Genomic DNA, 23,747 nt, shown 5'->3' with positions numbered 1-23,747 from the left:
CACCTTCTCCCACAGGGGGAGAAGGGAGAGCGTTGCGGCCGAGCGCGTGGTCTCCCCCACAAGGAGGAGGGAGATCCGCAGTTTCGCCGTCTCGCCCCTAGATCAGCTTCTCCAGCGTGATCGGCAGATCCTGCACCCTTTTGCCGGTGGCGTGGAACACCGCGTTCGCAATCGCCGGCGCCACGCCGACGATGCCGAGTTCGCCCACACCCTTGCCGCCGAGCGCCGAGGAATGCGGGTCGGGGATGCCGACCGATATCACCTCGATGTCGGGAATGTCGGCATTGGTCGCGATGAGATAGTCGGCCAGATTGTTGTTGACGATGCGGCCGTGGCGGCGGTCGACGATGCCTTCCTCCAGCAGCGCCTGGCCGATGCCCATGATGATGCCGCCCTTCCACTGGCTTTCGGCGAGCTTGGGGTTGTAGAGCCGGCCCGAATCCAGCGCCGACACCACGCGCGACACGCGAACCGTGCCAAAATCCTCGTCGACGCGCACCTCGATGAAATGCGCGCACCAGCTGTGGCGGGAATGGTCGCCCTCGGTGTGCGACAGCGCCGTCGCGATGGTCGTGTAGTTCTTGTAGCGATCGTCAGCCGTCGAATTGGCCGGCATGGTGTCGCCCATCGCCTCGATCTGGCTGCGTCCGACGCTGCCGAGCAGCTCGGCGATCGAGACTTCAGGGCCGTCGCCACGCGGTGAAGCGATGCGGCCATTGGCAACGACCAGGGTGTTGGCCTGCAGCGCATGGAACGGTGAATTTGGATCGCTGATCGCCAGCCCGACCAGCTCATCGAGCGCGGCAGTCGCCGCCTTGTGCACGGCGCCCGTCATCACGCCGGCCAGCCGCGACCCGCCGGTGACGCCGGCGCGGGCATAGCGGGAGTCTCCCAGCTTCACCACGACGTTCTCAGCCGGCACGCCCACCACTTCGGCAGCGGTCTGCGCCAGGATCGTATAGGTGCCCTGCCCCATGTCGATGCTCGAGCTTTCGACCTCGACCGAGCCGTCGGCGAGGATGCGCACCATCGCCTCGCCATAGGCGCGCCGCACCGGATAGGTGCCGGCGGCAACACCCCAGCCGATCAGCTGGTTGCCGTCGCGCATCGAGCGCGGCTGAAGGCTGCGTTTCGACCAGCCGAAGGCCTCAGCTCCGGTAGCGAAAGCCTCGCGCAACTGCCGTGTCGACCACGGCTTTTTCGCCTCCGGATCCTGTTCGGCGTAGTTCCTGAGCCGGATTTCCAGTGGATCGATGCCGACCTCGTAAGCCAGTTCGTCGATGGCGCTTTCGATGCCGAAGGCGCTCGGGTTCTCGCCCGGCGCGCGTAACGCCCCCGGCACAACGGTATTCACCCGCACGACATTCTGGCGCGACGAGAAATTCGGCGTCGCATACATGATCGAGGTGACTGAACCGAGCGGCTCGACCCACATGCCGTCGACGGAAGTCTCGTTGACGCCGCGATGCACGATCGACTGGATCCGTCCCTCGGCGTCGGCACCGAGCGCCACCGTCTGGCGCGTCGCCGCCCGTCCGCCATAGGCGGTGAAGGTCTGCGGTCTTGTGACCGCGAGCTTCACCGGCCGTCCCAGCATTTTCGCGGCAATCGCCGCCACCGCGCCGTAGCCGTACGCGAACGCCTTGGAGCCGAAGCCGCCGCCGATATAGGGCGAGACCAGGCGCACATTCTCGAACGGCACGCCGAACCATTCGGCATAGGTCCGCGCCATGCCGTCGAGCCATTGGCTGGGCTCCCACACCGTCAGCCGGTCGCCCTGCCAGTGCGCGATCAGCCCGTGCGGCTCCATCGGCGTCTGGTATTCGCGCGGCGTGTTGTAGGCGGCGCAGATCCGCACCGGGGCGGCGGCGAAAGCCGCTTGCGCATCGCCCCATTCCTTGGTCATCGTGTCGATCGGAATGCCGTCGCCGGCCTTGGGATCGTCGAGATCGACGATTGCCGGCGTCTCGTCATAGGCGACCTTAACCAGTGCTGCGGCCGCAACGGCCTGCTCGAAACTCTCGGCCACCACCGCCGCGACATGCTGACCGCTGAAGGTGATGTCGCGCGCCAGCGGGCAATAGGGTGCGTCAGGCGGCGGCGTGCCCAGCCAGTCCGTTGCGGTGTTGAGGCGCAACACATTGTCCGGCGTCAGCACCAGAAGCACGCCCGGCGCTGCTTCGGCCGCAGCCGTGTCAATCGAACGCACCTTGCCGGCCGCAATCGTGCTCTCGACGAGGACGGCGTGGCTCAGCCCTTCGAGCTGCTGCTCGACTGCGTATTTTGCGGCACCGGTGATCTTGGCCGGACCATCGACGCGCGACAGCCGCCCGCCCACTGCCTCTGCGAAGATGGCGCCGTCCGATGCGTCGCCCCTTTTCGGATCACCATGTCTGGTTCTGATCTCATGAACGGTCATGCCGTCTCTCCCATTTTGAGAATGGCGCGGGCGACGACGCGCGGCGCCAGTTCGATCTTGTAATGGTTGGCGCCGTGGTCGACGGCGCCCTCGATGGCGAGCAGGCTGGCGCGCCGGACCGTGTCGGGCTCCAGCAGCTTGCCTTTCAGCGCCTCTTCCACGGCGCGAGCGCGCCACGGCTTGGTGGCGACACCGCCGAGCGCCACGCGCAGGTCACGGATAGTCCTTCCGTCAGCCTCGAACTCGATGCCGACGGCGGCACTCGCGGCGGCGAATTCGTAGGATTGCCGGTCGCGGACTTTCAGATAGGTCGAACGTCGTGCTGCGGCGGAAGCAGGAATGCTGATCGCGGTGATCATCTCGCCTGGCGCGATCGCATGTTCGCGCTCCGGCGTAGTACCCGGCAGGAGAAAAAAGTCGTCGGCTGCGACCTGGCGGTCGCCGAGATGGACTGTTGCATCGAAGGCGACCAGCGCCGTCGCCAGATCGCCGGGATAGGTGGCGATGCAGGCTTCGCTGGTGCCGAGCACGGCATGGCCGCGGGTGACGCCGCCGATCGCCGAGCAGCCGCTGCCGGGCGTGCGCTTGTTGCAGGCCGGAAAATTCGCCGGATCGCGGAAATAGGGACAGCGCGTGCGCTGCATCAGATTGCCGCCGATGGTCGCCATGTTGCGGAGCTGCGCCGAGGCCGCCTGCCACAGCGCATCCGAGACGGCGGGGAACCGGCTTTTTATCTCGGCATGGTCGGCGACGCTGCTCATCCTCGCCAACGCTCCGATCGTGGCGCCCCGGTCATCGACCGTGATCCCATCCAGTCCCTTGAGATGGGTGATGTCGACCACGGTTTCGGGTTCGGTGACGCCGCATTTGGCGAGATCGATGAGCGTCGTGCCGCCGGCGAGCAGCATGGCGCCGGGCAGCGCCGCCGCCTGGCGTGCCGCATCGATGGAATTGGCGCGCAGATACGAAAAATCCCTCATGACGCGGTCTCCATGGATGACGCAACCTCCAGTGCCGCCTGGCGCACGGCGGCGACAATGTGCGGATAGGCGCCGCAGCGGCAGAGATTGCCGGCCATATATTCGCGGATCTCGTCATCCGAGCCGGCATGGCCCTCGCGGATGCAGGCGACAGCCGACATGATCTGTCCCGGCGTGCAGTAGCCGCACTGGAAGGCGTCCTGTTCGAGGAAAGCGGCCTGCACCGCGTGCAGCATGCCGTCGCCCTCGGCAAGCCCTTCGATTGATGTGATCGCCCTGCCCTCGGCTTGGGCAGCGAGCGTCAGGCAGGCCAGCACGCGCTGGCCGTCGACATGCACGGTGCAGGCGCCGCACTGGCCCTGGTCGCAGCCCTTCTTGGTGCCGGTCAGGCCGAGATGATCGCGCAAGGCGTCGAGCAGCGTGACGCGCGGCTCGACCTCAAGTTCATGGCGATGTCCGTTGATTTGAAGTTGGATGGGAATTCGGGTTTTGCTTGTCATGGGGCGTCTGGCTCCAGTTGCTTGACGCGGAGGGCGAATGATCTGATGCCCGGCCGGCGAGCGGCAAGGGCGTCAGGTGGCTAGGTCTTAGTTCACGGGGAGATTGGCAGCTCCTTGGTGATTGGCGAAAGCGGTGGCGAGAGCCAATCTCCCCCCGTGTGGGGGAGATTGGCAGCTCCACTGCCTGCGCCAATCTCCAGTGGCGAGGAGTAACAGCTTGCAGGCTGGAGGGACGTGACATACCGGTTCCCCTGATTATATGATAAAGGTGCTCCACTAAAACGGAGGCGCCTCCGTTTATTACGTGGGGGCTGAACCCGTCCGGTTCAAGCCCCATATTTGCAGTGGAGAAAAAATTGGCTTCGCAGCCGCCCGCAACCCCCAAAGACAAGCCCGACGCGACAGCGGCAAAACCGCTGCGCGCCGACGCCCAGCGTAACCGCGACGCGCTGGTCGAGGCCGCGGCAGTGGCCTTTGCCGCACATGGCGTCGATGCCTCGCTGGAGGAGATCGCGCGCCAGGCCGGCGTCGGCATCGGCACGCTCTACCGGCACTTTCCGACGCGCGAGCATCTGGTCGAGGTGGTCTACCGGCGCGAAGTGGAAAGCCTGTGTGCGGCCGCTGACGAACTCGCCAGTCACCATCCGCCCGACGTCGCGCTCGAACAATGGATGCAGCGCTTCGTCGACTACATCGCCACCAAGCGCGGCCTGGCCACCAGCCTGCGTATCCTACTCAACACCAATTCAACCCTGTTCTCGGACATGTCCGGCCGGGTGACACTTGCCTTGCGACAGCTGATCGAAGCGGCGGTGGCCGACGGCTCGATCCGCGGCGACGTCGACGCCTCCGATGTGCTGCACGCGCTGGGCGGCATCTACTCGGCGCCCGACACCGACGACTGGCGCGACCGCTCGCGCCGCCTGGTATCGCTGCTGATGGACGGTCTGAGGTTTGGGGCGGCGAAGTCCGCGAAGGGTGGCGGGTGAAGGCTGGGCCGCAGGTTGACGAGATGGGGATTTGGTTTCAGTCAACCTGATCAGGGCGGAATCGATGTATTCGTGCACGTTTCCGCCGTCGAGCGCGCCGGTCTGCGGGGTCTCGATGAGGGCCAGAAGGTCAGCTACGAGCTGGTGCAGGACAAACGATCAGGTAAATCATCGGCCGATGAGCTTCGGGCCCTCTGATCGGAAGTCTGGCACCATTCACAGGACTCTGCACCCGCAGCGCGGAATGCCAGCGGAGCAAGAACGAGTAACTCCGCCCTGAATTGCGCGTCAGATGCGAAATCCTATGCGAACAAGCCCACTGCTCGATCGTAAAAATGGTCGAGAGCGCAGCGCCTGGCGGCAATCCGGGCGGCTTCAAGCAATTCGTCGCGACCCGAGGCGCCATCCTTGTAGGTTGCGATGACCACGCGCGTGATCATTTCGGCGTCCTCGTTGTCAAGCTCCGCTTGGCCGGACCGCAAAATTTCCCGAACCACACCCCTCAAGAGATCCAGTTCAATGGTTGAAAAGACGCCCATATGGGGCGCGGATGTGCACTCCACCGCCATCTGAATTCCTCCCGCCGTCACGATATCAAACACGCGAGAGATTACAACTAAAGTATTAGGCCGAGCGCTTCGGAGGTCGTTCGGTACCCGAACACCGCTGCGACCTTGCTATGCCGCATTTGCCGGAAGTGCCGCGAAATGCTTTTCTCACATTGGGCAAACAGAAACGGTGCCATCTCATTGCCGAAGCGTCCGCAGACCACGATCGACGTCGAGGAGATGGACGGTCGCTGGTATATTGAAGTGAACGTGGCCGGTCGCGATAGACGCACCCTTGGCCCCTTCAAATCACGTGAAGATGCACGGGTGATAGCGAACGAGCCGCACGATCGATTGAGAGATGAAGGCAATATTAGCGTTTGAGGCGGTTGTCGGACGCAACACCTTACGGAAACCCGTTGCGCCGCATGACGTCCAGACGTAGCGAATGCGATTAGTCGGCTATCGGTGGAGTACTCATGAAGAAGACTGTCGTTAGGGTTGTCTGTGCCATCGGCCAAGCGGGGCAGCTCGGCCTCAATGGGGGCCTTCCCTGGGAAGGCAACCGGTCGCCGGAGTTCGTCGCCGACGTCGCACGGTTTTTCGACGTCACGAGAGGACACGTCTTGCTCGCCGGCCCCAAGACGATCGCAAGCGTTCCGGATTTTGCTCGCGCGGATCGGGAACTTGTCGTTGTTCGCTCCAGCATGGATCCCGAGGACACGCTCCAACGCTTTGCCGGCCGTGTCGTTTTCATCGGCGGCGGTCCACCGGTGTGGGACGCCTATGCGCGCTTCGTCAGCCACTGGGATGTCACCCGGCTGCCCTATGACGGGCCGGCGGACCGCTGGTTCGATGCAAGATGGCTTACGGGAGGTGGCGAGGTTGCCCGAAATCACGCGACCAATGAAGGCTCGGCTCGTTTCGATCCGGGGAACATTTAGACCACGTCGCGACCCAAGTTCCAGTCCGCATTTTCAGCGACTTTGCGGCAGCTGATCGAAGCGGCGGTGGCCGATGGCTCGATTCGCAGCGACGTCGACGCCTCCGACGCGCTGGGCGGCATCTATTCAGCGCCCGACACCGAGGACTGGCGCGACCGCTCCCGCCGGCTGGTGTCGCTGCTGATGGACGGGTTGAGGTTTGGGGCTGGCAAGGGCACCAAGGGTAGTGGGTGAAGGCTGGGCCGCCGAAAGCGCGGCGCTAGCTAGAACGAAGTCGGCTACGCGCCATTTCTTGACATTGCCGGCGCTTCTCCGAAGCTGACCTTCCCCGAGGCAAGAGCATGGGCAAGTCCTGACCTCAGAGCAGGCATCCTTTCGAGAAGCGCGATGCTCGTCGTCAGGCCACCCGTTCCACGCCGATATCTCCGTTTCAGCGGCCTCTTCCAAAGAGATTCCGCCTACTCCATCGATTTGGGATATAGTTGGGAGAACAGGGCAGCCCCCCGCAGCCGAAGAGGAGAAGGGGCGTGGATATCGCGAAATGGCTACGGAGCCTCGGCCTGCAGCAATACGAGCAGGCTTTTCGCGACAACGACATTGAAGCTGAAACGCTTACCCAGCTCACGGCCGACGATCTCGTGGCGCTCGGGGTCACATCGATTGGTCATCGCCGCAAGCTGCTCGCCGCTATCGCCGCCCTGCGCGCGAATTCGGATACAGCGGCCACCTCGACCACGCGATCCCTGGCGGCGATCTCAGGGACAGCCCCGCCGCTTCTAGAGGCTGAGCGGCGGCAGCTAACGGTCATGTTCGTTGGCGTCGTCGGCTCGACGGCACTCGCAGGCCGCCTAGATCCGGAGGACATGCGCGAGGTCATCGGAACCTACCATCGCTGCGTCGCCAGACTGAACCGAAATTCCTGGAGTAGGATACAGTTAAGTACCTTCCCTGCCGAGGAGTTACGCCCTAGCTAGACTAGGTTGAGAACCCCATAACTGACATCGGCAAGGTCGCTCGATTGACGAGCGCTGGCAAAGCGGCGTGAAAAAGCCCTCGATTGTTGCAATCCAACGCCTCGACGTGGTCGCAGGCCTGACGGCCGCAGCCGTCGTCCTGCCAAAGGCGATGGCCTACGCGACGGTTGCGGGCCTGCCGGTGAGTGTCGGACTTTACACGGCCTTCGTGCCGATGATCGTCTACGCGTTGCTTGGCACATCGCGCGTCCTGAGTGTAAGCTCTACGACCACCCTTGCGATCCTCGCTGGGACACAGCTCGGGCTCGCAGTTCCGGACGGTGATCCGGATAAGCTGATCACGGCAACTGCGACGCTCACCGCGCTGACCGGAGCCCTGCTGATCGGGGCCTCAGTGCTTCGCCTCGGGTTCGTCGCCAATTTCATTTCGTCTCCCGTTCTGACCGGCTTCAAGGCCGGTATCGGTCTTGTGATCGTACTCGATCAGGTGCCGAAGCTGCTCGGCGTGCACATTGCGAAGGAAGGCTTCCTCCGCGACATTCTGAGTGTGGCGCACCATTTACCCAACACGTCGCTGCTCACTCTGACCATCGCCATCGCAGCAATACTGGCGCTGTTGGCGATGGAGCGGCTCTGGCCCCATTCGCCGGCTCCCCTCGTAGCGGTGAGCGCGGGGATTGGGCTCTCATGGTTCGTCGGTTTGGATTCTGTGGGCGTCGCGATTGTGGGGTTCATCCCACAGTCGCTCCCGTCGATCACCCTACCGACTCTCAGCCTCGTCCAGCAACTCTTGCCGGGCGCGCTCGGCATCGCATTGATGAGCTTCACTGAATCGATCGCCGCCGGGCGAGCCTTCGCCGCCCCCGCCGAGCCGCTCATCAAGGCCGACCGCGAGCTTCTTGCAACAGGGGCCGCCAACTTGGCGGGTGCGTTGTTCGGCGCCATGCCGGCGGGCGGTGGTACTTCCCAGACTGCCGTGGTCCGCGCGGTCGGAGGACAAACGCAGAAGGCATCTCTCGTCACGGCCTGTGCCGCGGCGGCCACCATGCTGCTCCTGGCCCCGCTGCTCAGCCTGTTGCCTCAGGCTGTGCTGGCGGCAATCGTGATCGTCTACTCGATCGGACTGATCAAGCCGGCCGAGTTCGTGTCGATCCGCAAGGTACGGCGAATGGAGTTTCGATGGGCGCTGGCGGCCTTCCTTGGCGTACTTGCCTTCGGCACGCTGCAGGGCATCGTCGTGGCGATCGTTCTGTCGCTCGTTGGCTTGGCCAGTCAGTCGGCCAACCCAAATGTCTACGTGATCGGCCGCAAGCGGGGCACCGACGTAATCCGTCCGTTGTCACCCGAGCACCCGGACGATGAGACATTCGAGGGCCTGCTTATCCTCCGGCCGGAGGGACGGCTCTTCTTCGCCAATGCCCAACGGGTCGCGGATCAGATCCAGGCCCTGGTCGTCGAGCACAAGCCGCGCGTCCTCGCGCTCGACATGAGCCGGGTCTTCGACATCGAGTATTCCGCCCTCCAGATGATAATGGAGGGTGAACGCCGCATAACCGAGCAAGGAATGACGTGTTGGATAGTGGCGCTGAACCCCAGCGTACTCGAATACATCCGGGCCTCTGGCTTCGCCGATCGACTAGGACCCGAGCGCCTATTCTCCAGCGTACGGGGAGCCATCCAGCACTATACGACGAGTTTCAATCAAAACTAGGCACCCATTGGCGCTCGGTCGTGAGCCACCTCTCGGTGGGCGTGAATATGACTGGGGATCCTGCCGTGAAGAGCGGTCGGATGGAACTTCGCTGTCATCCCATGTACTCTGTCAGGCGCGAGACAGGCAGCATTGGCTCGAAGGAAGGCACGTACGAAGACCGGGCATTCAGCCGGCCGCAGCCGGTGTCCCAGCTGAGATAGTAGGTCAAAGATAAGACAACATTCCTCAAAGATCAGTGTTGCAAGTCATATGCTTGACCCGTCGATCGTAGTTGCTCAAGTGTTTTTCCTGCGCAACTTCCCGACCCGTCTCCGCCCACCGGATCGGCCTTGCCGCTTACAGTTATGGTGCCGGCCTGCCTGTCTGGCGAAATATAGACGGCAACCCCGTCTTGGCCAATTGTGGACAAATAGAAAGCACGATGCAGGCCGCTAACCTCGCAATGTACTAAGAAGGGAAAGTCATCAAATGATCCCTCGCTGGCATGCGCGATGGCCGCTAACTGCGATAACGCAGTGGCGGCGAAAGTTGCTCTTATGACCATACCACGCGCCTTCACGCGAGGATTCCGCCAAGACGCGACATATGCCATTTGATTGGACCCCACTTTGCTCGCCGTTATTTTTGATGCCGGTTGTGACGGTGGTCTGGACAACCACGCTATTCCCACATCTGCTCTATGAGTGGCTCTTCGAAAACCAAGTTTCGCGCATATAGTGTCATCTGGCAAGTTTAGGGTCAGCGCAAGAAGTCCGTCACCCAACTAAGAACCCAGACCGGCACTTCACCCTTACACAGCCAGGCGGGCGGATGCGGACCCCAGCGCCACCAACTTCTTACTGAGGGGCGGCGCGCCGACGTTCTTTGGATTCTGTGTTGCGTGCGTGTATCTTGTGGTCCTGCCCAGGGTCAACGACAGGAGGGTCATACGACTGACGGCAAGACCATGCGGGCTCTTCGATTTGTCGGGTATCAGAAGCCGTTTGAGTTTTGCGACGTACCAATTCCGGAGGCTGGGCCAGGCTCTGTACGCGGGTGGAGATCACCGGGAAGAATGCGCCGTTCATAAGATGGCACGGGACGCGGCCAGTGAATTAGTCACTGAACTGGTTCAAGGTTCCGCAACCCGTCGCTGACTAGCTGCAGCGTGGCGATCAGGCGCTTGTATTCCTCGATGATATCAGTCGAGAAATGCGCGAGTTGGACTGCATCGCCCCAATGGTATGACGCTTCCCACGCAATCATGTCGCGGCAAAGCTCAATCTGTTGATCGCGGATTGCTATTCGGTCGGCATTGGTTGGACGCAAGCGCCATGCTCCCGATCAAGAGCCGCCGGCTACGCGCTCGGCTATTGCGAACGCCTGCAGGTTCTTGACCTTGCCGTGGTCCTGATCGGCGGTTGGCAATAATCGAGAAGAACGCCGCGCAGGCGATATCCTTCTTTGACGCGTTCGGATGCGCTTTCATTGCCGCCTTGGTCAATTGCTTGGGCGTCATGTCTGGCGTCACGACCCGCATCAGGGTGTCGGCAATAGCCTGCATCTCGCCCGCTTCCACAGCAAAACTCCACTTGGCGACGCCAAGCATATTAGCAGGATTGCGGGGAAACGCCATCAACGCAAAGTTTGGTCTGTCAAGTATACAATCGCCGCGTCTTCCGGAGGCCAAAGCCGGGCCAGCGATCTCCATCCAGCGGGGCCGGTCACTTCCAGAAGGGGCGGGTCTCGTCGAGGCTTCCCCACAAGGTTTTTGCGCCAGCCCAGCCAAATTCGGCGCGCGCCTGACTCGCTCCGATCACCCATCCGATGGCGCGTTGCGCGGCCGGATCGCCGGCGCCGGGCGCTTCCGCTCCCGTCAACATGGCTCTGACGGCCGCCGCATCGTTCAGATCGCCGAAGACCGTCTGAAGTTTCTTCAAGCGTTTCAGGAATGGATCGACACGCTTGGCCGGGTACAAGGGAGAGAAGAACTCGACCGCATAGCGCAATTTTTTTAGCTCCTTCCGCAACTCGTGGCGCTGCTCCACTGTCAGTGTCTCAAGTCCGCGTGCACGCTTGCCAACCTTCTTCCAGCGCTTGCCGAGCGCTTGGCTGGCCAACTCCGCGACCGGCGCTGCAAGCCGCTCGGTCTGGCCAAAATCTTGAGGAACGAGCCAGCCTCGCGCCTCCACGAAACGCGCCAGGTCGATCAGGAACGCCTGCACGCGCGCGTCGGGGAGAACCTTGCGAAGGTGATCGCGCAGTCCCCCCGCCTGCCTCGAGAGAGCATCGGCAAGGGGCGGCAGACCCGGTTCATCCGCGTGGGCCTCGGCCTCCCGCCGTACGATATTGTTCGCCACCACATCGATATCCCTGAGACGCCCGACCTCCTGGCCAAGCCAGCGGGCTTCCATGCTGAGCCGCGTCATTTCCGGGCTCTTCAGAACGGAAGCGCAGACAGAGAACGCGCTTCGCAATCGGCGCAGGCCGATCCGCAACTGGTGCGGCCCTTCGGGATCGTCCAGCTCCCGGATCACCACGACATTCGTGGCGACCTGATCGAGGCACTCGCGAAGGACGTCGCGTGCCGCCTGCTCGGCGATCTGAGCCCGATCGAGTGCAACGTCCTCGGCATTGCGGGGCGCGAGCGGCGGGTCGATCCATCCCTGTTCCGCGAGCAGATAGCCGCGCGCCGCCTTGGAAAGGCGGGAGAACCTCAGGCCCCCCTCAGGAAACAGTAGATGTGCAATGTCGAACAGTCCGCCCAGGCTGCCCTCGATGAGTTCGATCTCGAGTTCACGCAACTCGGCCGAGCGCCCCCCGGCGTGGATTTCGCCGATGTCTATTGCCAGTTCCGCACGCGTGCCGTCCTCAAGGGACAACTCGCTGGCGGAACGCCTGATCACGGTCTCGCAGACCGGCTGAAGCGGCGCGCCACTCACGCGGCGAACGACCTCCTCTCGGACTGCTGCGTCCGGAATCGCTTCGAGACACAGCCGCCCACCCGGAGCCGGGTTCTCCACCTCGCCAACCTGCGAGAGGCCGCCATGCAGCTCGGCCCTGGTCTTGACAGTCTGTATCCATCGCCGCCCGTCGCGCCGGAGTCTGAGCGCGATCCCCGCCTTCTTCAGCGCGTGTTCGGGAGTGTCCAGATAGATGCTTCTGAGCGTTCTCGTTTTTGGGCTGCCGCTGGCCAGCTTCAGCGCCTTCGCGCGCCCCCAAAGCTCGCTCGACGTCAGTTCGTCGAGGAGAAACTTTAGCTCGATCTCGCTCATGGCTGTGTGTTGTCAGGCCCGGTGCAAGGCTATAGAGTAGCTGAAGCTAAAAAAATAGCTATGCCAGCTAAGGATTCAACCCGGTGGGCTTGCGCCTTCCCGTGCTTACGAGCCTTTCCGGTTATCAACCGGGCTGGGTGCGGAGCGATGTCTCTGCCGGGCTTGCAGTTGCCGCGGTTGGGCTTCCCAGTGCTATCGCCTATCCTGCGATAGCGGGCCTGCCGCCTGAGACCGGCATCTACGCGAGCATCGCGCCGCTGGTTGCCTACGCGATCTTTGGCCCCTCGCGTCAGCTCATAGTCGGTCCGGACGCGGCTACGATGACGGTGCTTGCGGCGGTTTTGGTCGCGGTTACCGCGAGCGTGCCAGTCGGGCTCGAAGTGGACCGAACTGCGATCGCAGCAATCCTCGCGCTTGGCGTCGGTTTGTTTTGCCTGGCGGCGTGGGTGCTTCGGCTCGGCGTTCTTGCAACCTTCCTGTCGCGTCCCATCCTGACGGGGTTCTTCATCGGCATCTCGCTTTCGATCCTGATCGGCCAAATCGGTCGCTTCACCGGAGTCAAGATCGAGGCGGAAGGCCTGCTCGCACCGGTCCTCGAAGTTCTGCGCAAGGCCGGATCGATACATTGGCCGTCTCTTCTGCTGGCCTTGGGGATGTTCGGTTTGTTGCAGATCGCGCGGGCCATGCGTTTTCCGGTTCCCGGGCCAGTGCTGGTCGTGGTCCTCTCCGTAGTGCTTTCGGCCGTTTTCGACTTTGAAGGACGCGGCATCGCCGTAGTCGGCGATATTCCGACAGGGTTGCCCTCGTTGTCGTTGCCAGCGATCGCTGACCTTCCGATCCAGACATTGGCCCTCGGCGCCGCGGCGATCTTCCTCGTGAGCTACGGCGCCGGCATCATTACGGCCCGCAGCTTTGGGGCAATAGGCGGCTACCCGGTCGATCCAAACCGCGAACTCATCGGATTTGGCGCTGCGAACATAGGGGCGGGCCTTTTCGGCGCCTTCCCGGTGACGGCCTCCGACTCGCGCACGGCGGTCAACCTTACCGTTGGCGGACGCTCGCAGGTGACGAGCATCGTGGCTGCCGCGACCCTGATCGCGACACTGCTGTTTCTCGGTCCGACCCTAAGGATTATCCCGATCCCTGCGCTCGGGGCGATTCTTGCGGCTACTGCAATCAGCCTGATAGATCTCGCCGCCCTTAGGCAGATTTGGCGCATCAGCCGCATGGAGTTCGTCTTCGCCCTCATTGCGATGTGGGGTCCGATTGGTCTGGGCGTCCTTAACGGGGTTGTCATCGCGATCGTCGCGACGCTGGTCTATGTTTTGCGCAAGCTGATGTTTCCCCGCGACGCTATGCTCGGCCGTGTTCCAGGCCATGACGGTTTCTACAAACTGCATCGAACGCCCGAGGCCCGTCAGGTACCCGGCCTCGCCGTATGCCTCATTCAAGGCAGCCTGCTGTTCTTCAACACCGACTACGTCGCATCGCGGCTGCGGTCCATTGCCGAGGAATTGACGGCCGACACACGCTGGCTGCTGATTGATGCAAGTGCAATTTCCCAGATCGACAGCTCGGCAGCGGCAATGCTGGAGGAGCTATGTGACGAATTGCGCAATCGCGGGATCAGGCTTGGCGTAGCGGAGCTTCACGCCGAAGCGCGCGATATCCTTGTTCGCGCCGGCGTGATCGAGCGCATTGGCTCCGACATGGTCTTCGACATTCTCGAAGAGGCGTATCATGCGTTCGAGGCCCAAGCGTGACAGTTCAGGGACTCTCCTGCTGTCACCCAACTGTCATTTTAATGGCTGCGTGCCAGTGGAGTGGAGGAAGACATGAGTAAGAAGAATAGAGACAGGGCGGCGGCTACGATATCCGAACCGGCGGAGGAAGCGAAATCGGGAGGAAAAAAATATGCGAAGGAACTCGCCCGGTTGCATGTTGAGCTTGCCCACCTTCAGGCCTGGGTGAAGAAGTCTGGTGCCCGCATCGCGATCATTTTCGAGGGCCGTGACGCCGCCGGGAAAGGCGGCGTGATCAAGCGCCTGACCGAGCGGGTCAGCCCACGAGTGTTCCGCGTCGTCGCCCTGCCGGCTCCGACCGATCGAGAGAAGACCCAGATCTACATGCAGCGCTACATCCAGCACCTGCCCGCCGGAGGCGAGATCGTGATATTCGACCGCTCCTGGTACAACCGTCCTGGCGTCGAACGCGTCATGGGTTTCTGCAGCGACAAGCAGGCGCGGCGCTTTCTCGAACAGGCACCGACGTTTGAAACCGCCCTGGTCGAAAGCGGCATAACGCTGCTCAAATACTTCCTCGATGTGAGTGAGGAAGAACAGGAGCGGCGTTTCCGACAGCGGGCCGACGACCCCCTTCGACAGTGGAAACTGAGCCCGATGGATGTCGAATCGTACAACCGCTGGTGGGATTACACCCGCGCTTACGACGAGATGATCCGTGCAACAGACACAAGGCATGCGCCCTGGTGGATTGTGCCGTCAAACGACAAGAAGCGCGCGCGCATCAACTGCATTTCGCACATTCTGAGCTCCATCCCCTATGAGCGCGTCGAGTTCGAAAAACCTAACTTCAGCAAACGCCAGAAGCGGCCCGACAACTTCGTGGACGATGCAACTCCGCGCAACCTGGTGCCGGACGTGTTCTGACCGAGTGGCACTCGGAACCTATTTAGTTTCCGGGGCCCAACTGAGAAAGAAGCCGATGTCACCAGGCATTCCGCCTGGGAAGTTAATAACCATGGCCTTGAGTTTGTAACCCTGCGGCTTCGCATTCTTCTGGTAGCGCTCATAGAGCTGCTTGGCCTTGCCCTGGAGCGTTTCGGGCCATTGCGGATCAGCGCTGTTGATGGCTCGGCCGCTGTCAGTGCAAAGGGCCGACGGAAAACTATATACTAGTGCTTCGTACTTGCCGTTCTTGACAGCGTTCATCACCAGGCGGCGGACCATCGCGATTTCATTCTCGTTCACCTGGTCCTTGAGGAAACTTTCTGTGAACTTCGTGAGCTCCTGATTTTCTCGCGCCCGCAGCTTTTCCTGCTTGTCTGCCTCCGCCATCTGCTCCTCTAGGAGAGCCATTCGCAGTTGCTCAGCGCTCGGCGGCGCCGCATTTATGTCTAAAGCTGTGTCTTTGATGTTGGCCATTTTCTCCTCCACTCGAAACCGTTCGAGAATAGAACACAGAGGCAGATCGACGTCTTGCCAATCTCGTTCGTTGGGCTCAATTCATGCCCACCCAACCGCAAGACGTAAATCAGCAGGGTAGTCGACTGAGGCAGGCTGCCAGCCGCACGTTGAAGGGATCGGCCGCCGCGGCAAGAAGTCTTGTCTTCGCAGTCCAGCTACCATTCCATGATGCCATGTGGGCACATCAAGGTCAAATTCGCGATAGGCGGTAGAATGTGTCGCGACAGGCCGCGCTAGTAGCAATTACCGGAATCGGCTTCCCGGGGCGAGCATGGGCGATAGGACCTGTTTGAGTGATACCCATTGCCATAATACCGGTCGCCATAATACCGGTTGCGGTAATACCGGTCGCGGTAATAAGGTCTGCCATAATAAGATCCGCCATAATAGGATCCGCCATAATAAGGTCTGCCATAATAAGGTCTGCCGTAATAGGGTCCGCCGTAATACGGATCGCCGTAGAAGCCGCTTCGGTAATACCCGCCGTAGTAGCCGTTGTTGTTGGCGATCATGCTGCCGAGCAGCGCTCCAGCGACAAATGCGCCGGCGGGGAACCAAAAGTCGTTGTGCCTATGGTATCCCGGACGATAGTGGCGGTAGCCGCGATAACCCCTGTACCAGCCATCTCGAATTTGGATGACATCGGACTGCGCGCTTTGTGCCCTGGGCACGAAGATCGGTGCGGCATCAACTGGAACAGTGCTCGTAAGTGCAAAAGTGGCGACCAGGGAGGTCGCTATGCCTGACAGGAACCTCATGATCGCGTCCTCGCTGGTGGCAATGTTTGCCGTATGCGAAACGTCGTCATTAACTGGAAGAAACGTCGTCGATCCAAATTTGTTCCCGAGACCGGCAAATTGTCTCAAGCCGCTCCGAACCTTTGACGGTCAGACAGGCCGCCGTCCCGCCCAGATATACGCTTGGGTGGCCCGCTGGAAATACATGTCGTCGACCGCTTTGTCACTGCGGGCGATCCGACTTAAGCCTCCTTCACGGACAAGAGATTGCCTTCGGTATCCACCAGGCAGCTTGTCTTCTTGCCGCTGGCATCGAGTTCGACCTGATAGGTTTTGGAATCGATCTTGTTCGAGGAAACCGGAAGGATCTTGGTGCTGTCGACGCCGCTCGCCTTGGCGGCCGCATTGGCGCAAAGAAGCTGCAGATCGGCTGGAGCCGTCTCGACCTGCGTCCTCGACATCTGCTCCTGAGGCGGCGGCGGCGCGCTGACGCAGGCGCTCAGGGCCCCCGCCAGGAAGCTGCGTCAAGCTCTGATCGGGCGCGTTGCCCGACCGTTGTGCGGGAGGGACTCTATGGCCCAGCAGGAGTAGGTGCAGCTGGAGGGCAGCGCCGCGGACTCAACGAGCGCTACTGTTATGACGGCAGGAACGAAGAAGCAGTCCTCATGGACCGATGCATGCTATGCATTGCTTCGATCACGCCCAGCATGGTGCGGACATGGGCGAACTCCGGCGAAGAGTTTGACAGCGGAGATCAGCGCAAGATGTCCGACAGGCTCTCGGGCTTCTTCTCGCCAAGCGACAGATCAAGGCCCGACAGAAGGTCGATGAGATGACTTCGCATCAGGTCGGACGCGTTTTTTGCGTCGTGCTTTTCGATGGCATCGACGAGGGCGTGATGGGCGTGGCTTTCGCAGGTGGTGTCGCGGCGGCGCCAGTAGAGCGCGATGATCAGCGACGACCGCGACAACAGGTCTTTGACGAAGCCGGTCAGGATCGAATGGCCGGCGATTTCGGCGATGCCGACATGGAATTTTGCCGACAGCATTATGGCGTCGCTGTCGCGGCCGGCATGCAGGGCCTCGTGCTCTTTTTCGAGATGAAGCCGCAGTTGGGCGATCTCGGCCGGCTTTGCCACTTCGGCGGCAAGCGCCGCGACCTTGGGCTCGATCAGCGCCCGCGCTTCGAACACCTCGCGCGCTTCCTGCTTGGTCGGCTGGGCGACGAACGCGCCGCGGTTCGGCTCGAGCCGAGCCAAGCGGTCATGCGACAGCGCCTGCAGCGCCGCGCGTATCACCGCGCGGCTCACCGAATAGATCGAGGCGAGTTCGTCCTCGGGCAGCTTTGTGCCCGGTGCGAGGCGGTGGCTGACGATGGCGTCGCGCAGGCCGGCATAGACCGGAAACCAGCGCATCGTCGGCTTGTCGCCATCCCGTGTCTTTGGTCCAAGCAGGTCCATCGTCTCATTGTCCCGGCGGCCGGATCGCATAGCGGCGCGAACACCGCGTTTCCGGCCGGACATCGAACATCCTGTGTGGGAATGTCAACAATTTTGCACGCATCAGGATACACGGCCGGAGGGCGAAAAGGGCGCAAAGATTCCGGCGAAGGATTTTTCGAGTGGAACCTGGTAGCCGCCGCGCTTCGAGGTCGACAGGCCAAGGCCGACGAGGCTCTCGCAGAGTTTTACCGCGCAGGCGACGCCGTCGAGCACGGGAAGGCCATGTTCGCGGCTGAGCGCGGCGGCGAGGTCGGCCATTCCGGCGCATCCCAGCACAATCGCTTCGGCCCGGTCGTCGCGGATGGCGCGCTCGATCTCCTCCGAAATTCGATGGCGGGCGTTGGAGCCGGGCACTTCGAGCTCCAGAACGGGAACGTCGCTTGCCCGCACCCTGGCGCAGCGGCTGGCGAGGCCGTAGCGCACCAGATTGTGCTCAATCGCCGGCACCGAACGCGACAGCGTCGTCACCACGCTGAACTTGCCGGCAATCAGGCTCGCCATGTGAAACGCCGCTTCGCCGATGCCAACCACCGGCATCTCGCCAACGCAGCGTACTGCGTCGAGGCCGGTGTCGTCGAAGCAGGCGATGACGCAGGCGCTCGCCGCCGGATGTCTCTGGATCTCCCCGATCATTCCCGGGATGGCGAAGACCTCGTCGAAATAGCCTTCGACGCTCGGCGGCCCGTCCTTCGGATTGACGGCGATGATCCTGGTGCCGGCCGAAGCCGCGCCGCGCGCCGCCTCGCCGATCTTTTCGGTCATGGACGCGGTGGTGTTGGGATTGACGACGAGTATGTCCATTTGCGCTTTCATATTTCGCCGCCGAGATAGAGTTTCTTGACCCGGTCGTCGCCAAGCAGCTCAGCCGAATGTCCGGCCAGCGCGATCTTTCCGGTCGTCAGTGCGTAGGCGCGCTGCGAGATGCGCAGCGCCATGCGCGAATTCTGCTCGACCAAGAGAACGCTGACCTTTTCGTCGCGATTGATCGCCACGATGGAGCGGGCGATGTCCTGGACGAGCTTCGGCGCGACGCCGAGCGAGGGTTCATCGAGCAGCAGAAGCTTCGGTTTGGCCATCAGCGCCCGCCCGATCACCAGCATCTGCTGTTCGCCGCCGCTCATCGTGCCCGCCGTCTGGGAATAGCGTTCCTTCAGGCGCGGAAATCGCCCGAGCACCATGTCCAGCGTCCTGGCGATTTCGGCCTTGTCAGTGCGGGTGAAGGCACCCATCATCAGATTGTCGCGCACCGTCATGTAGGAAAAGACGCGCCGACCCTCCGGCACCATGGCGATGCCCATCCTGACCAGCTCGTCCGGGCGCGTTCCGTCGATGCGGAGGCCCTGGAAATGAATCTCGCCGCTGCGGACCTTCTTCAGGCCGGTGATGGCGCGCAGGATCGAGGATTTGCCCGCGCCGTTCGCGCCGATCAGCGCGACGGTCTCGCCCTCGTTGACGTTGAGCGACACGCCCTTCAGTGCATAGACATGATCGTAGTAGAGTTCGACCTCGGAGACTTTCAGCAGTTCGCCCATGGCTAAAATCCGATCGTCTCATCTTCGGCGCCGAGATAGGCCTCGATGACCTTTTCGTTCTCCTGGATTTCCTTCGGCGTTCCCTCGGCGATTTTCACACCGAAGTTCAGGACGACGATGCGGTCGGAAATGTTCATGACGGCGGGCATATCGTGCTCGACCAGCAGGACAGTCACGCCGCGCTTCCGAACGCCGCGCACCATCTCCACCGCGCGCACGGTTTCGTCATGGTTCATGCCGGCGAAGGGCTCGTCGAGCAGAAGCACGGTCGGGTTCGTGGCGAGCCCGATGGCAATCCCGAGCGCGCGCAGATGGCCGTGCGGCAGCGTGCTGGCGACCTCATGCCGTTGCGCGCCGAGATCGAGGAAGTCGATGATCTCGTCGGCCGAGCGGCCGAATTCATCCTCGTCGCGCCGTGCGGTGTTCGTGCCGAGATAGAAGCCGGCAAGGCTGGCATTGGAACGCAGGTGATGCGCGATGATGACATTGTCGCGCACCGTCATGCCCTTGAAGATCGTCGTCTCCTGGAACGTGCGCACCACGCCCTTCCGGGCGACGATATGCGGCGCCAGGCCTGAAATCCGCTCTCCCCGGAACAGCACTTCGCCCGAGGTCGGATTGAGGAAAGAGGAAATCAGCTTGAACAGCGTCGACTTGCCGGCGCCGTTGGGGCCGATGACGGAGAGGATTTCGCGTTCGCGGACCGCGAAGGAAACATTGTTGACCGCGACCAGCCCGCCGAAGCGTTTGGTCACGGCCTTGATCTGAAGAAGCTCGGTCATGGACCTAGCCCTGCTTCTTGCCGAACAGCCTGAGGCTGAGCAGGCCGTTGGGAAGGAACAGCATCAGCGCGATCAGCACCGAAGAGAAGATCAGCAACTGGAACTCGCCGGTCTCGAACAGGAAATCCCAGCCGAAATAGAGCACGAAGGTGCCGATCATCGGCCCGAAGACGTGGCCGAGCCCGCCGAGGAAGCAGTTCAGCATGAAGTTCACCGAGTCGGTGACGGTGAAGCTCGACGGATAGATCGACTGCGAGATGGCGACGAACATCGCACCGCCGAGACCGCCGAGGAATGAGGAGATGGCGTAGGCGATAACGCGCAGATAGGCGATGTTGACGCCGATCGAGGAGGCCAGTTCCTCGTTCTGCTGCAACGACTGGCAGAGTTTGCCGATGCGCGAATGGACTAGGCGGTAGAGCGCCGCAAAGCACAGCACCATTAGCACAACCGACACCAGATAGAAGGCGGGACGCGGATTGGCGAGCGTCGCGAAATCTGGAAGGATGGTCAGCCCGAAGATCGAGATGCCGCCGGGGAGCGGAATGCTGACCATACCCTTGGCTCCGTTGGTGATCGGCAGTGCCAGCGCGAGCAGCCGCGCCACTTCGGTCAAAACCAGCGTGACCATGGCGAAATAGACGCCGCGAAGCCTGAGGATGGGCAGTCCGATCAGCACGCTTGCAGCGGCGCAGAATAGCCCAGCCAGCGGCAGTGTCAGCCAGAACGACACACCGTACTGGACGACAAGAATGGCCGAAACATAGCCGCCCATAAGCGCGAAGGCGCCCTGGCCGATATTGATGCGGCCGATGTAGAAAGTCACCCACACCCCGGCGCTGGCGATGCTGAGCAGCGCGACCGAGGTCAGCGTGTAGTAGAGGTCGAGCCGACCGGTCGCCTCGATCAGCCAGGGCACGCCGACGAGTACGACCAGCAGGAAGACAGCGACGGCGAGGATGTTGCGTGTACGCTTCATGTCCATCATCCCCACGGCTTGCCCATGAGCCCGTTCGGGCGGATGCTCAGGAACACCATCAGCGCGGCGAAGATGACGAGATAAGTGACGTCGCCATATTGGCGTAGCACCGTCAGGCCGACCGATTCCATCATGCCGAGGATGAAGCCGCCGGCGATCGCTCCGCTGACCACGCCGGCCCCGCCGATCATCACCATCAAGAACGCCTTGATCGAGATCGGCCCGCCGATGCCCGAATTGACGCCGGTGATGGCGACCAGCAGCCCGCCGACTATGCCGGCAAGCATGGCGCCGAGCGCAAAGCCGATCATCGAATAGCGGTCGACCTCGACGCCCATCAGCTGCGCCGCGACCCGGTCCTGCGCCAGCGCCCGCATGGCGCGTCCCGGCTTGCTGTACTGCATGAAAAGCACGAAGGAGGCGATGAACAGTATGGCGAGTGCGCCGACCAGCAGCCGGTCGTAAGGCATTATGAGGCTGTCGGAGACGAAGACGCCGTTGACGATCTTCGGCACGCCGCGCTGCTTTTCACCGAACAGGAGGAGGATCACGGCGTCGAGGAAGAATGCGACCGCCGCCGCGAGAAGCATCGTACTTTCCTCCCGCACGCTTCGCCTAATCACCGTTCTGAAAAGGAATTTCTCGACCAGCGCTCCAATGACCAGCAGCGTGATCCCGGACGCGACGAGCGCGACGACGAAAGGCATGCCGAGCTGGCCATAGACGGTGTAGGTGACGAAGCCGCCGAGAACGTACATCTGCCCATGGGCAAAGTTAAGCACGTTCATCAGCGCGAAGATCAGGGTCAGACCGAGCGCGATCAAGGCGTATTGCGCGCCAAGATAAAGCCCGTTGGCGATGACTTGTTCCATCAGGATGGTTCCCGGCCATTCAGAGGCTCAAGGCGAATGCACGAGCCTCTGCGGCAATCCGCTTCAGTGCAGTTGCGTCAATCGACTTGAGCGACGAAGAGCGTCTCGAACTTGCCGTCGCGGTATTCCGTGACCACCATCGGGACCGAAAGCTGGCGCTTCTGGCCAAACGACGTCATTCCGACATAGGTCAGCTTAGCATCGCCCTTCAGATAGGGATTGGGCGCCGAGAAAGTGTCGATCGTCTTCTTGAACCCCTCAACATTGTCGATCGCGGCCGGGTTCGCCTTCAGCGTCTCGATGATGTATTCGAGCGCGTAGACCTTGGTGTTGGACTCGTCATTGTATTCGCCGAACATTTTCGTATAGCGGTCGACGAACTCCTTCATCGTGTCGGACGCGATTTCGGGCGTCGATGCGCCGCCGACTGAGATGAAGCCGTTGGCCAACTCGCCCGCGCCCTCTTCCAGCACCTTGGCATCCTGCGCCGTTTCGGTGGAGATCAGACCTTCGTAGCCGAGCTCGCGCGCGGCGCGGATCAGCAGCGGCGCATTGCCGGGCGCGACACCCGAAAGCACCAGCAGGTCCGGTTTTTGCAAAACGATCGGCGTCAGTACCGGCGTGAAATCGCGGGTATCGTTTTGGTAGACATCCGTGGCAGCCACAACCTCGAGCCCGAGCGCCTTTGCCGCGGCAACACCGCCATCCCGCTGGCTCAGCGGATCGGATTCGTTGGCGGCGACAAAGGCAACTTTTTTCACGCCCCTGTTTTCCATGAGATATTTGTAGATCGCCGGAGCCGACTGGTAGTTGGCGATCATGCCGAGCACGGCGTTGGACGCCGGCGGGGTGTAGAGTTCCTTCGGGAATGCGTAGGGAAAATAGATGATGCCCTTGGATTCTGCCACGGGACGCACCGCCGCCGCGCCGTCGTCGACATTCGGACCGACGACATAGTGGATGCCCTCCTGGGCCATCTTCTCCATGCCGGCGATCGCCCGCTTCGGGTCCTTCTGGTCGTCGAAGGTGACGATTTTGATGTCATAGGTCTCGTCACCAATCTTCACACCGCCGGTTTCGTTGATCCAGGCGGCGCGTGTCTGCATCGAGCGGACGTTGGATGTGCCCCACGCAGCGGCCGCGCCACTCGTCACGCCGACAAAGCCGATCTTGAGTTCCTTGTTGGCGGCGTGCACCGTTATTGTGCCGCCGGCCATGATTGCCAGCGCGGAGACGGCGCCGAGCGCGGCGAATGTGATTATTGAACGTCTGTTGATCATTGTTCTTCCCCTTGGAGGCCGCGCATTGTTGCGACAGAACTCGACCGATACGCGGACTTTTGTGAGTGAAGGCTCAAATCAATCACCTGTCAACAAAACTCTTAAAGATTGTTGACAATCTTGTGACGGGCCGTAGATGAAGGACGTAGGACCGATCGGGTTCGGTGCTTTGCTCGAGAGCTTCGTGGTGTCGGAATTCCTGAAGCTCGCATCGTGGTCAGAGCGACGGGTGTCTTTCAATCCGCGAAGTCCTGGGAGCTACGCGCGGCCACCAGTCTCGCCCGGCTCTGGCGTGTCCAGGGCAAGCATGCCGACGCACGCGATCTGCTCGCGCCGGTTTATGCTTGGTTCACCGAAGGCTTTGCGACACCGGACCTCAAAGAGGCCAAAGCAATGCTCGATACTTTGAGGTGAATAGAGCCCTCGCTATCCTTTGGGCGGCCCCTGAGCCATTGATGCCGGCCGAGACGCGCGTCTTCGTCGAATCCGTGGCCGAGGCATTCACGCGCCAGCGCCTCGACGAAAAATTCCGACAG

The 23,747-nt window shown here is 61.9% G+C and carries 25 protein-coding genes and 1 pseudogene; 10 read left to right on the top strand and 16 right to left on the bottom strand.

The window, feature by feature from the left end; all coding sequences use genetic code 11:
• Positions 1-97: 97 nt before the first annotated feature.
• Genes IHQ72_RS15240 through IHQ72_RS15230 form a run of 3 tightly spaced genes read right to left on the bottom strand, consistent with a single transcriptional unit; the run spans position 98 to position 3,899 of the window.
• A complete protein-coding gene (locus IHQ72_RS15240) occupies positions 98-2,419 on the bottom strand; it encodes a xanthine dehydrogenase family protein molybdopterin-binding subunit (protein WP_258123166.1) in 2,322 nt (773 codons plus the stop codon).
• Complete coding sequence (locus IHQ72_RS15235; RefSeq protein ID WP_258123165.1) at positions 2,416-3,399, bottom strand: FAD binding domain-containing protein; 984 nt, start codon at positions 3,397-3,399, stop codon at positions 2,416-2,418. The genes IHQ72_RS15240 and IHQ72_RS15235 overlap by 4 nt, the downstream gene beginning before the upstream one ends.
• Positions 3,396-3,899, bottom strand: coding sequence for a (2Fe-2S)-binding protein (locus tag IHQ72_RS15230; RefSeq protein ID WP_258123164.1), 504 nt, complete (start codon positions 3,897-3,899; stop codon positions 3,396-3,398). Before IHQ72_RS15230 ends, IHQ72_RS15235 begins: the two co-directional genes overlap by 4 nt.
• Positions 3,900-4,255: 356 nt before the next feature.
• On the opposite strand from IHQ72_RS15230, the gene IHQ72_RS15225 reads away from it, so the two are divergent.
• Together IHQ72_RS15225 and IHQ72_RS15220 are read left to right on the top strand one after the other, a co-directional pair.
• The gene (locus tag IHQ72_RS15225) at positions 4,256-4,888 is read left to right on the top strand and encodes a TetR/AcrR family transcriptional regulator (RefSeq protein WP_258123163.1); all 633 of its coding nucleotides are present in this window, start codon (positions 4,256-4,258) and stop codon (positions 4,886-4,888) included.
• 3 nt (positions 4,889-4,891) lie between these two features.
• Positions 4,892-5,086, top strand: coding sequence for a cold-shock protein (locus IHQ72_RS15220; RefSeq protein WP_258123847.1), 195 nt, complete (start codon positions 4,892-4,894; stop codon positions 5,084-5,086).
• 104 nt (positions 5,087-5,190) lie between these two features.
• On the opposite strand, the gene IHQ72_RS15215 is transcribed toward IHQ72_RS15220, so the two are convergent.
• A complete protein-coding gene (locus IHQ72_RS15215) occupies positions 5,191-5,490 on the bottom strand; it encodes a hypothetical protein (protein WP_258123162.1) in 300 nt (99 codons plus the stop codon).
• Positions 5,491-5,595: 105 nt separating this feature from the next.
• Here IHQ72_RS15215 and IHQ72_RS15210 point away from each other — a divergent pair, with 105 nt between their 5' ends.
• The 5 genes and pseudogenes from IHQ72_RS15210 to IHQ72_RS15190 all read left to right on the top strand — a co-directional run bounded on the left by IHQ72_RS15210 (position 5,596) and on the right by IHQ72_RS15190 (position 9,065).
• Complete coding sequence (locus IHQ72_RS15210) at positions 5,596-5,820, top strand: hypothetical protein (protein WP_258123161.1); 225 nt, start codon at positions 5,596-5,598, stop codon at positions 5,818-5,820.
• A 95-nt stretch (positions 5,821-5,915) separates the two neighbouring features.
• On the top strand, positions 5,916-6,380 hold the full coding sequence (locus tag IHQ72_RS15205; RefSeq protein WP_258123160.1) for a thymidylate synthase family protein: 465 nt from the start codon (positions 5,916-5,918) through the stop codon (positions 6,378-6,380).
• 33 nt (positions 6,381-6,413) lie between these two features.
• Positions 6,414-6,614, top strand: a pseudogene (locus IHQ72_RS15200) (SbtR family transcriptional regulator); the annotation flags it as partial.
• 293 nt (positions 6,615-6,907) lie between these two features.
• Complete coding sequence (locus tag IHQ72_RS15195; protein WP_258123159.1) at positions 6,908-7,354, top strand: SAM domain-containing protein; 447 nt, start codon at positions 6,908-6,910, stop codon at positions 7,352-7,354.
• 151 nt (positions 7,355-7,505) lie between these two features.
• Positions 7,506-9,065 carry a SulP family inorganic anion transporter gene (locus tag IHQ72_RS15190; protein WP_258123846.1) on the top strand — a complete coding sequence of 520 codons (1,560 nt, stop codon included), beginning with the start codon at positions 7,506-7,508 and terminating at the stop codon, positions 9,063-9,065.
• A gap of 1,261 nt (positions 9,066-10,326) precedes the next feature.
• On the opposite strand, the gene IHQ72_RS15185 is transcribed toward IHQ72_RS15190, so the two are convergent.
• Positions 10,327-10,758, bottom strand: a complete 432-nt coding sequence (locus tag IHQ72_RS15185) for a hypothetical protein (protein ID WP_258123158.1) — start codon at positions 10,756-10,758, stop codon at positions 10,327-10,329.
• Positions 10,759-10,771: 13 nt separating this feature from the next.
• A complete protein-coding gene (locus IHQ72_RS15180) occupies positions 10,772-12,322 on the bottom strand; it encodes a CYTH and CHAD domain-containing protein (RefSeq protein ID WP_258123157.1) in 1,551 nt (516 codons plus the stop codon).
• Between the two features lie 83 nt (positions 12,323-12,405).
• On the opposite strand from IHQ72_RS15180, the gene IHQ72_RS15175 reads away from it, so the two are divergent.
• Together IHQ72_RS15175 and ppk2 are read left to right on the top strand one after the other, a co-directional pair.
• On the top strand, positions 12,406-14,085 hold the full coding sequence (locus tag IHQ72_RS15175) for a SulP family inorganic anion transporter (RefSeq protein ID WP_258123156.1): 1,680 nt from the start codon (positions 12,406-12,408) through the stop codon (positions 14,083-14,085).
• A gap of 72 nt (positions 14,086-14,157) precedes the next feature.
• Positions 14,158-14,991 carry a polyphosphate kinase 2 gene (gene ppk2 / locus IHQ72_RS15170; protein WP_128169706.1) on the top strand — a complete coding sequence of 278 codons (834 nt, stop codon included), beginning with the start codon at positions 14,158-14,160 and terminating at the stop codon, positions 14,989-14,991.
• Between the two features lie 18 nt (positions 14,992-15,009).
• On the opposite strand, the gene IHQ72_RS15165 is transcribed toward ppk2, so the two are convergent.
• The 10 genes from IHQ72_RS15165 to IHQ72_RS15120 all read right to left on the bottom strand — a co-directional run bounded on the left by IHQ72_RS15165 (position 15,010) and on the right by IHQ72_RS15120 (position 23,211).
• Positions 15,010-15,486 carry a histidine kinase gene (locus tag IHQ72_RS15165; protein WP_258123155.1) on the bottom strand — a complete coding sequence of 159 codons (477 nt, stop codon included), beginning with the start codon at positions 15,484-15,486 and terminating at the stop codon, positions 15,010-15,012.
• 275 nt (positions 15,487-15,761) lie between these two features.
• The gene (locus IHQ72_RS15160) at positions 15,762-16,394 is read right to left on the bottom strand and encodes a hypothetical protein (protein ID WP_258123154.1); all 633 of its coding nucleotides are present in this window, start codon (positions 16,392-16,394) and stop codon (positions 15,762-15,764) included.
• Positions 16,395-16,507: 113 nt separating this feature from the next.
• Positions 16,508-16,726, bottom strand: coding sequence for a hypothetical protein (locus tag IHQ72_RS15155; RefSeq protein WP_258123153.1), 219 nt, complete (start codon positions 16,724-16,726; stop codon positions 16,508-16,510).
• Positions 16,727-17,019: 293 nt separating this feature from the next.
• Positions 17,020-17,724: a GntR family transcriptional regulator gene (locus IHQ72_RS15150; RefSeq protein WP_123147303.1), complete on the bottom strand. Its 705-nt coding sequence runs from the start codon at positions 17,722-17,724 to the stop codon at positions 17,020-17,022.
• A 102-nt stretch (positions 17,725-17,826) separates the two neighbouring features.
• Positions 17,827-18,567, bottom strand: coding sequence for an aspartate/glutamate racemase family protein (locus IHQ72_RS15145; protein ID WP_123147304.1), 741 nt, complete (start codon positions 18,565-18,567; stop codon positions 17,827-17,829).
• Between the two features lie 8 nt (positions 18,568-18,575).
• A complete protein-coding gene (locus IHQ72_RS15140) occupies positions 18,576-19,298 on the bottom strand; it encodes an ABC transporter ATP-binding protein (protein ID WP_258123152.1) in 723 nt (240 codons plus the stop codon).
• Between the two features lie 2 nt (positions 19,299-19,300).
• Positions 19,301-20,080 carry an ABC transporter ATP-binding protein gene (locus tag IHQ72_RS15135; RefSeq protein ID WP_258123151.1) on the bottom strand — a complete coding sequence of 260 codons (780 nt, stop codon included), beginning with the start codon at positions 20,078-20,080 and terminating at the stop codon, positions 19,301-19,303.
• Positions 20,081-20,084: 4 nt separating this feature from the next.
• Entirely contained in the window at positions 20,085-21,059 is a 975-nt protein-coding gene (locus IHQ72_RS15130; RefSeq protein WP_023797267.1) for a branched-chain amino acid ABC transporter permease, read from the bottom strand.
• A gap of 5 nt (positions 21,060-21,064) precedes the next feature.
• Positions 21,065-21,931, bottom strand: a complete 867-nt coding sequence (locus IHQ72_RS15125) for a branched-chain amino acid ABC transporter permease (RefSeq protein ID WP_091600116.1) — start codon at positions 21,929-21,931, stop codon at positions 21,065-21,067.
• Between the two features lie 77 nt (positions 21,932-22,008).
• The gene (locus tag IHQ72_RS15120; protein ID WP_258123150.1) at positions 22,009-23,211 is read right to left on the bottom strand and encodes an ABC transporter substrate-binding protein; all 1,203 of its coding nucleotides are present in this window, start codon (positions 23,209-23,211) and stop codon (positions 22,009-22,011) included.
• 213 nt (positions 23,212-23,424) lie between these two features.
• Between IHQ72_RS15120 and IHQ72_RS15115 the strand changes: the two genes are divergently transcribed.
• Entirely contained in the window at positions 23,425-23,625 is a 201-nt protein-coding gene (locus tag IHQ72_RS15115) for a hypothetical protein (protein ID WP_258123149.1), read from the top strand.
• Positions 23,626-23,747: the final 122 nt, after the last annotated feature.

This window comes from Mesorhizobium onobrychidis, assembly GCF_024707545.1.
In the GTDB taxonomy this organism is placed as follows: Bacteria; Pseudomonadota; Alphaproteobacteria; order Rhizobiales; family Rhizobiaceae; genus Mesorhizobium; species Mesorhizobium onobrychidis.
This window is presented reverse-complemented; position numbering and strand designations above follow the sequence as displayed.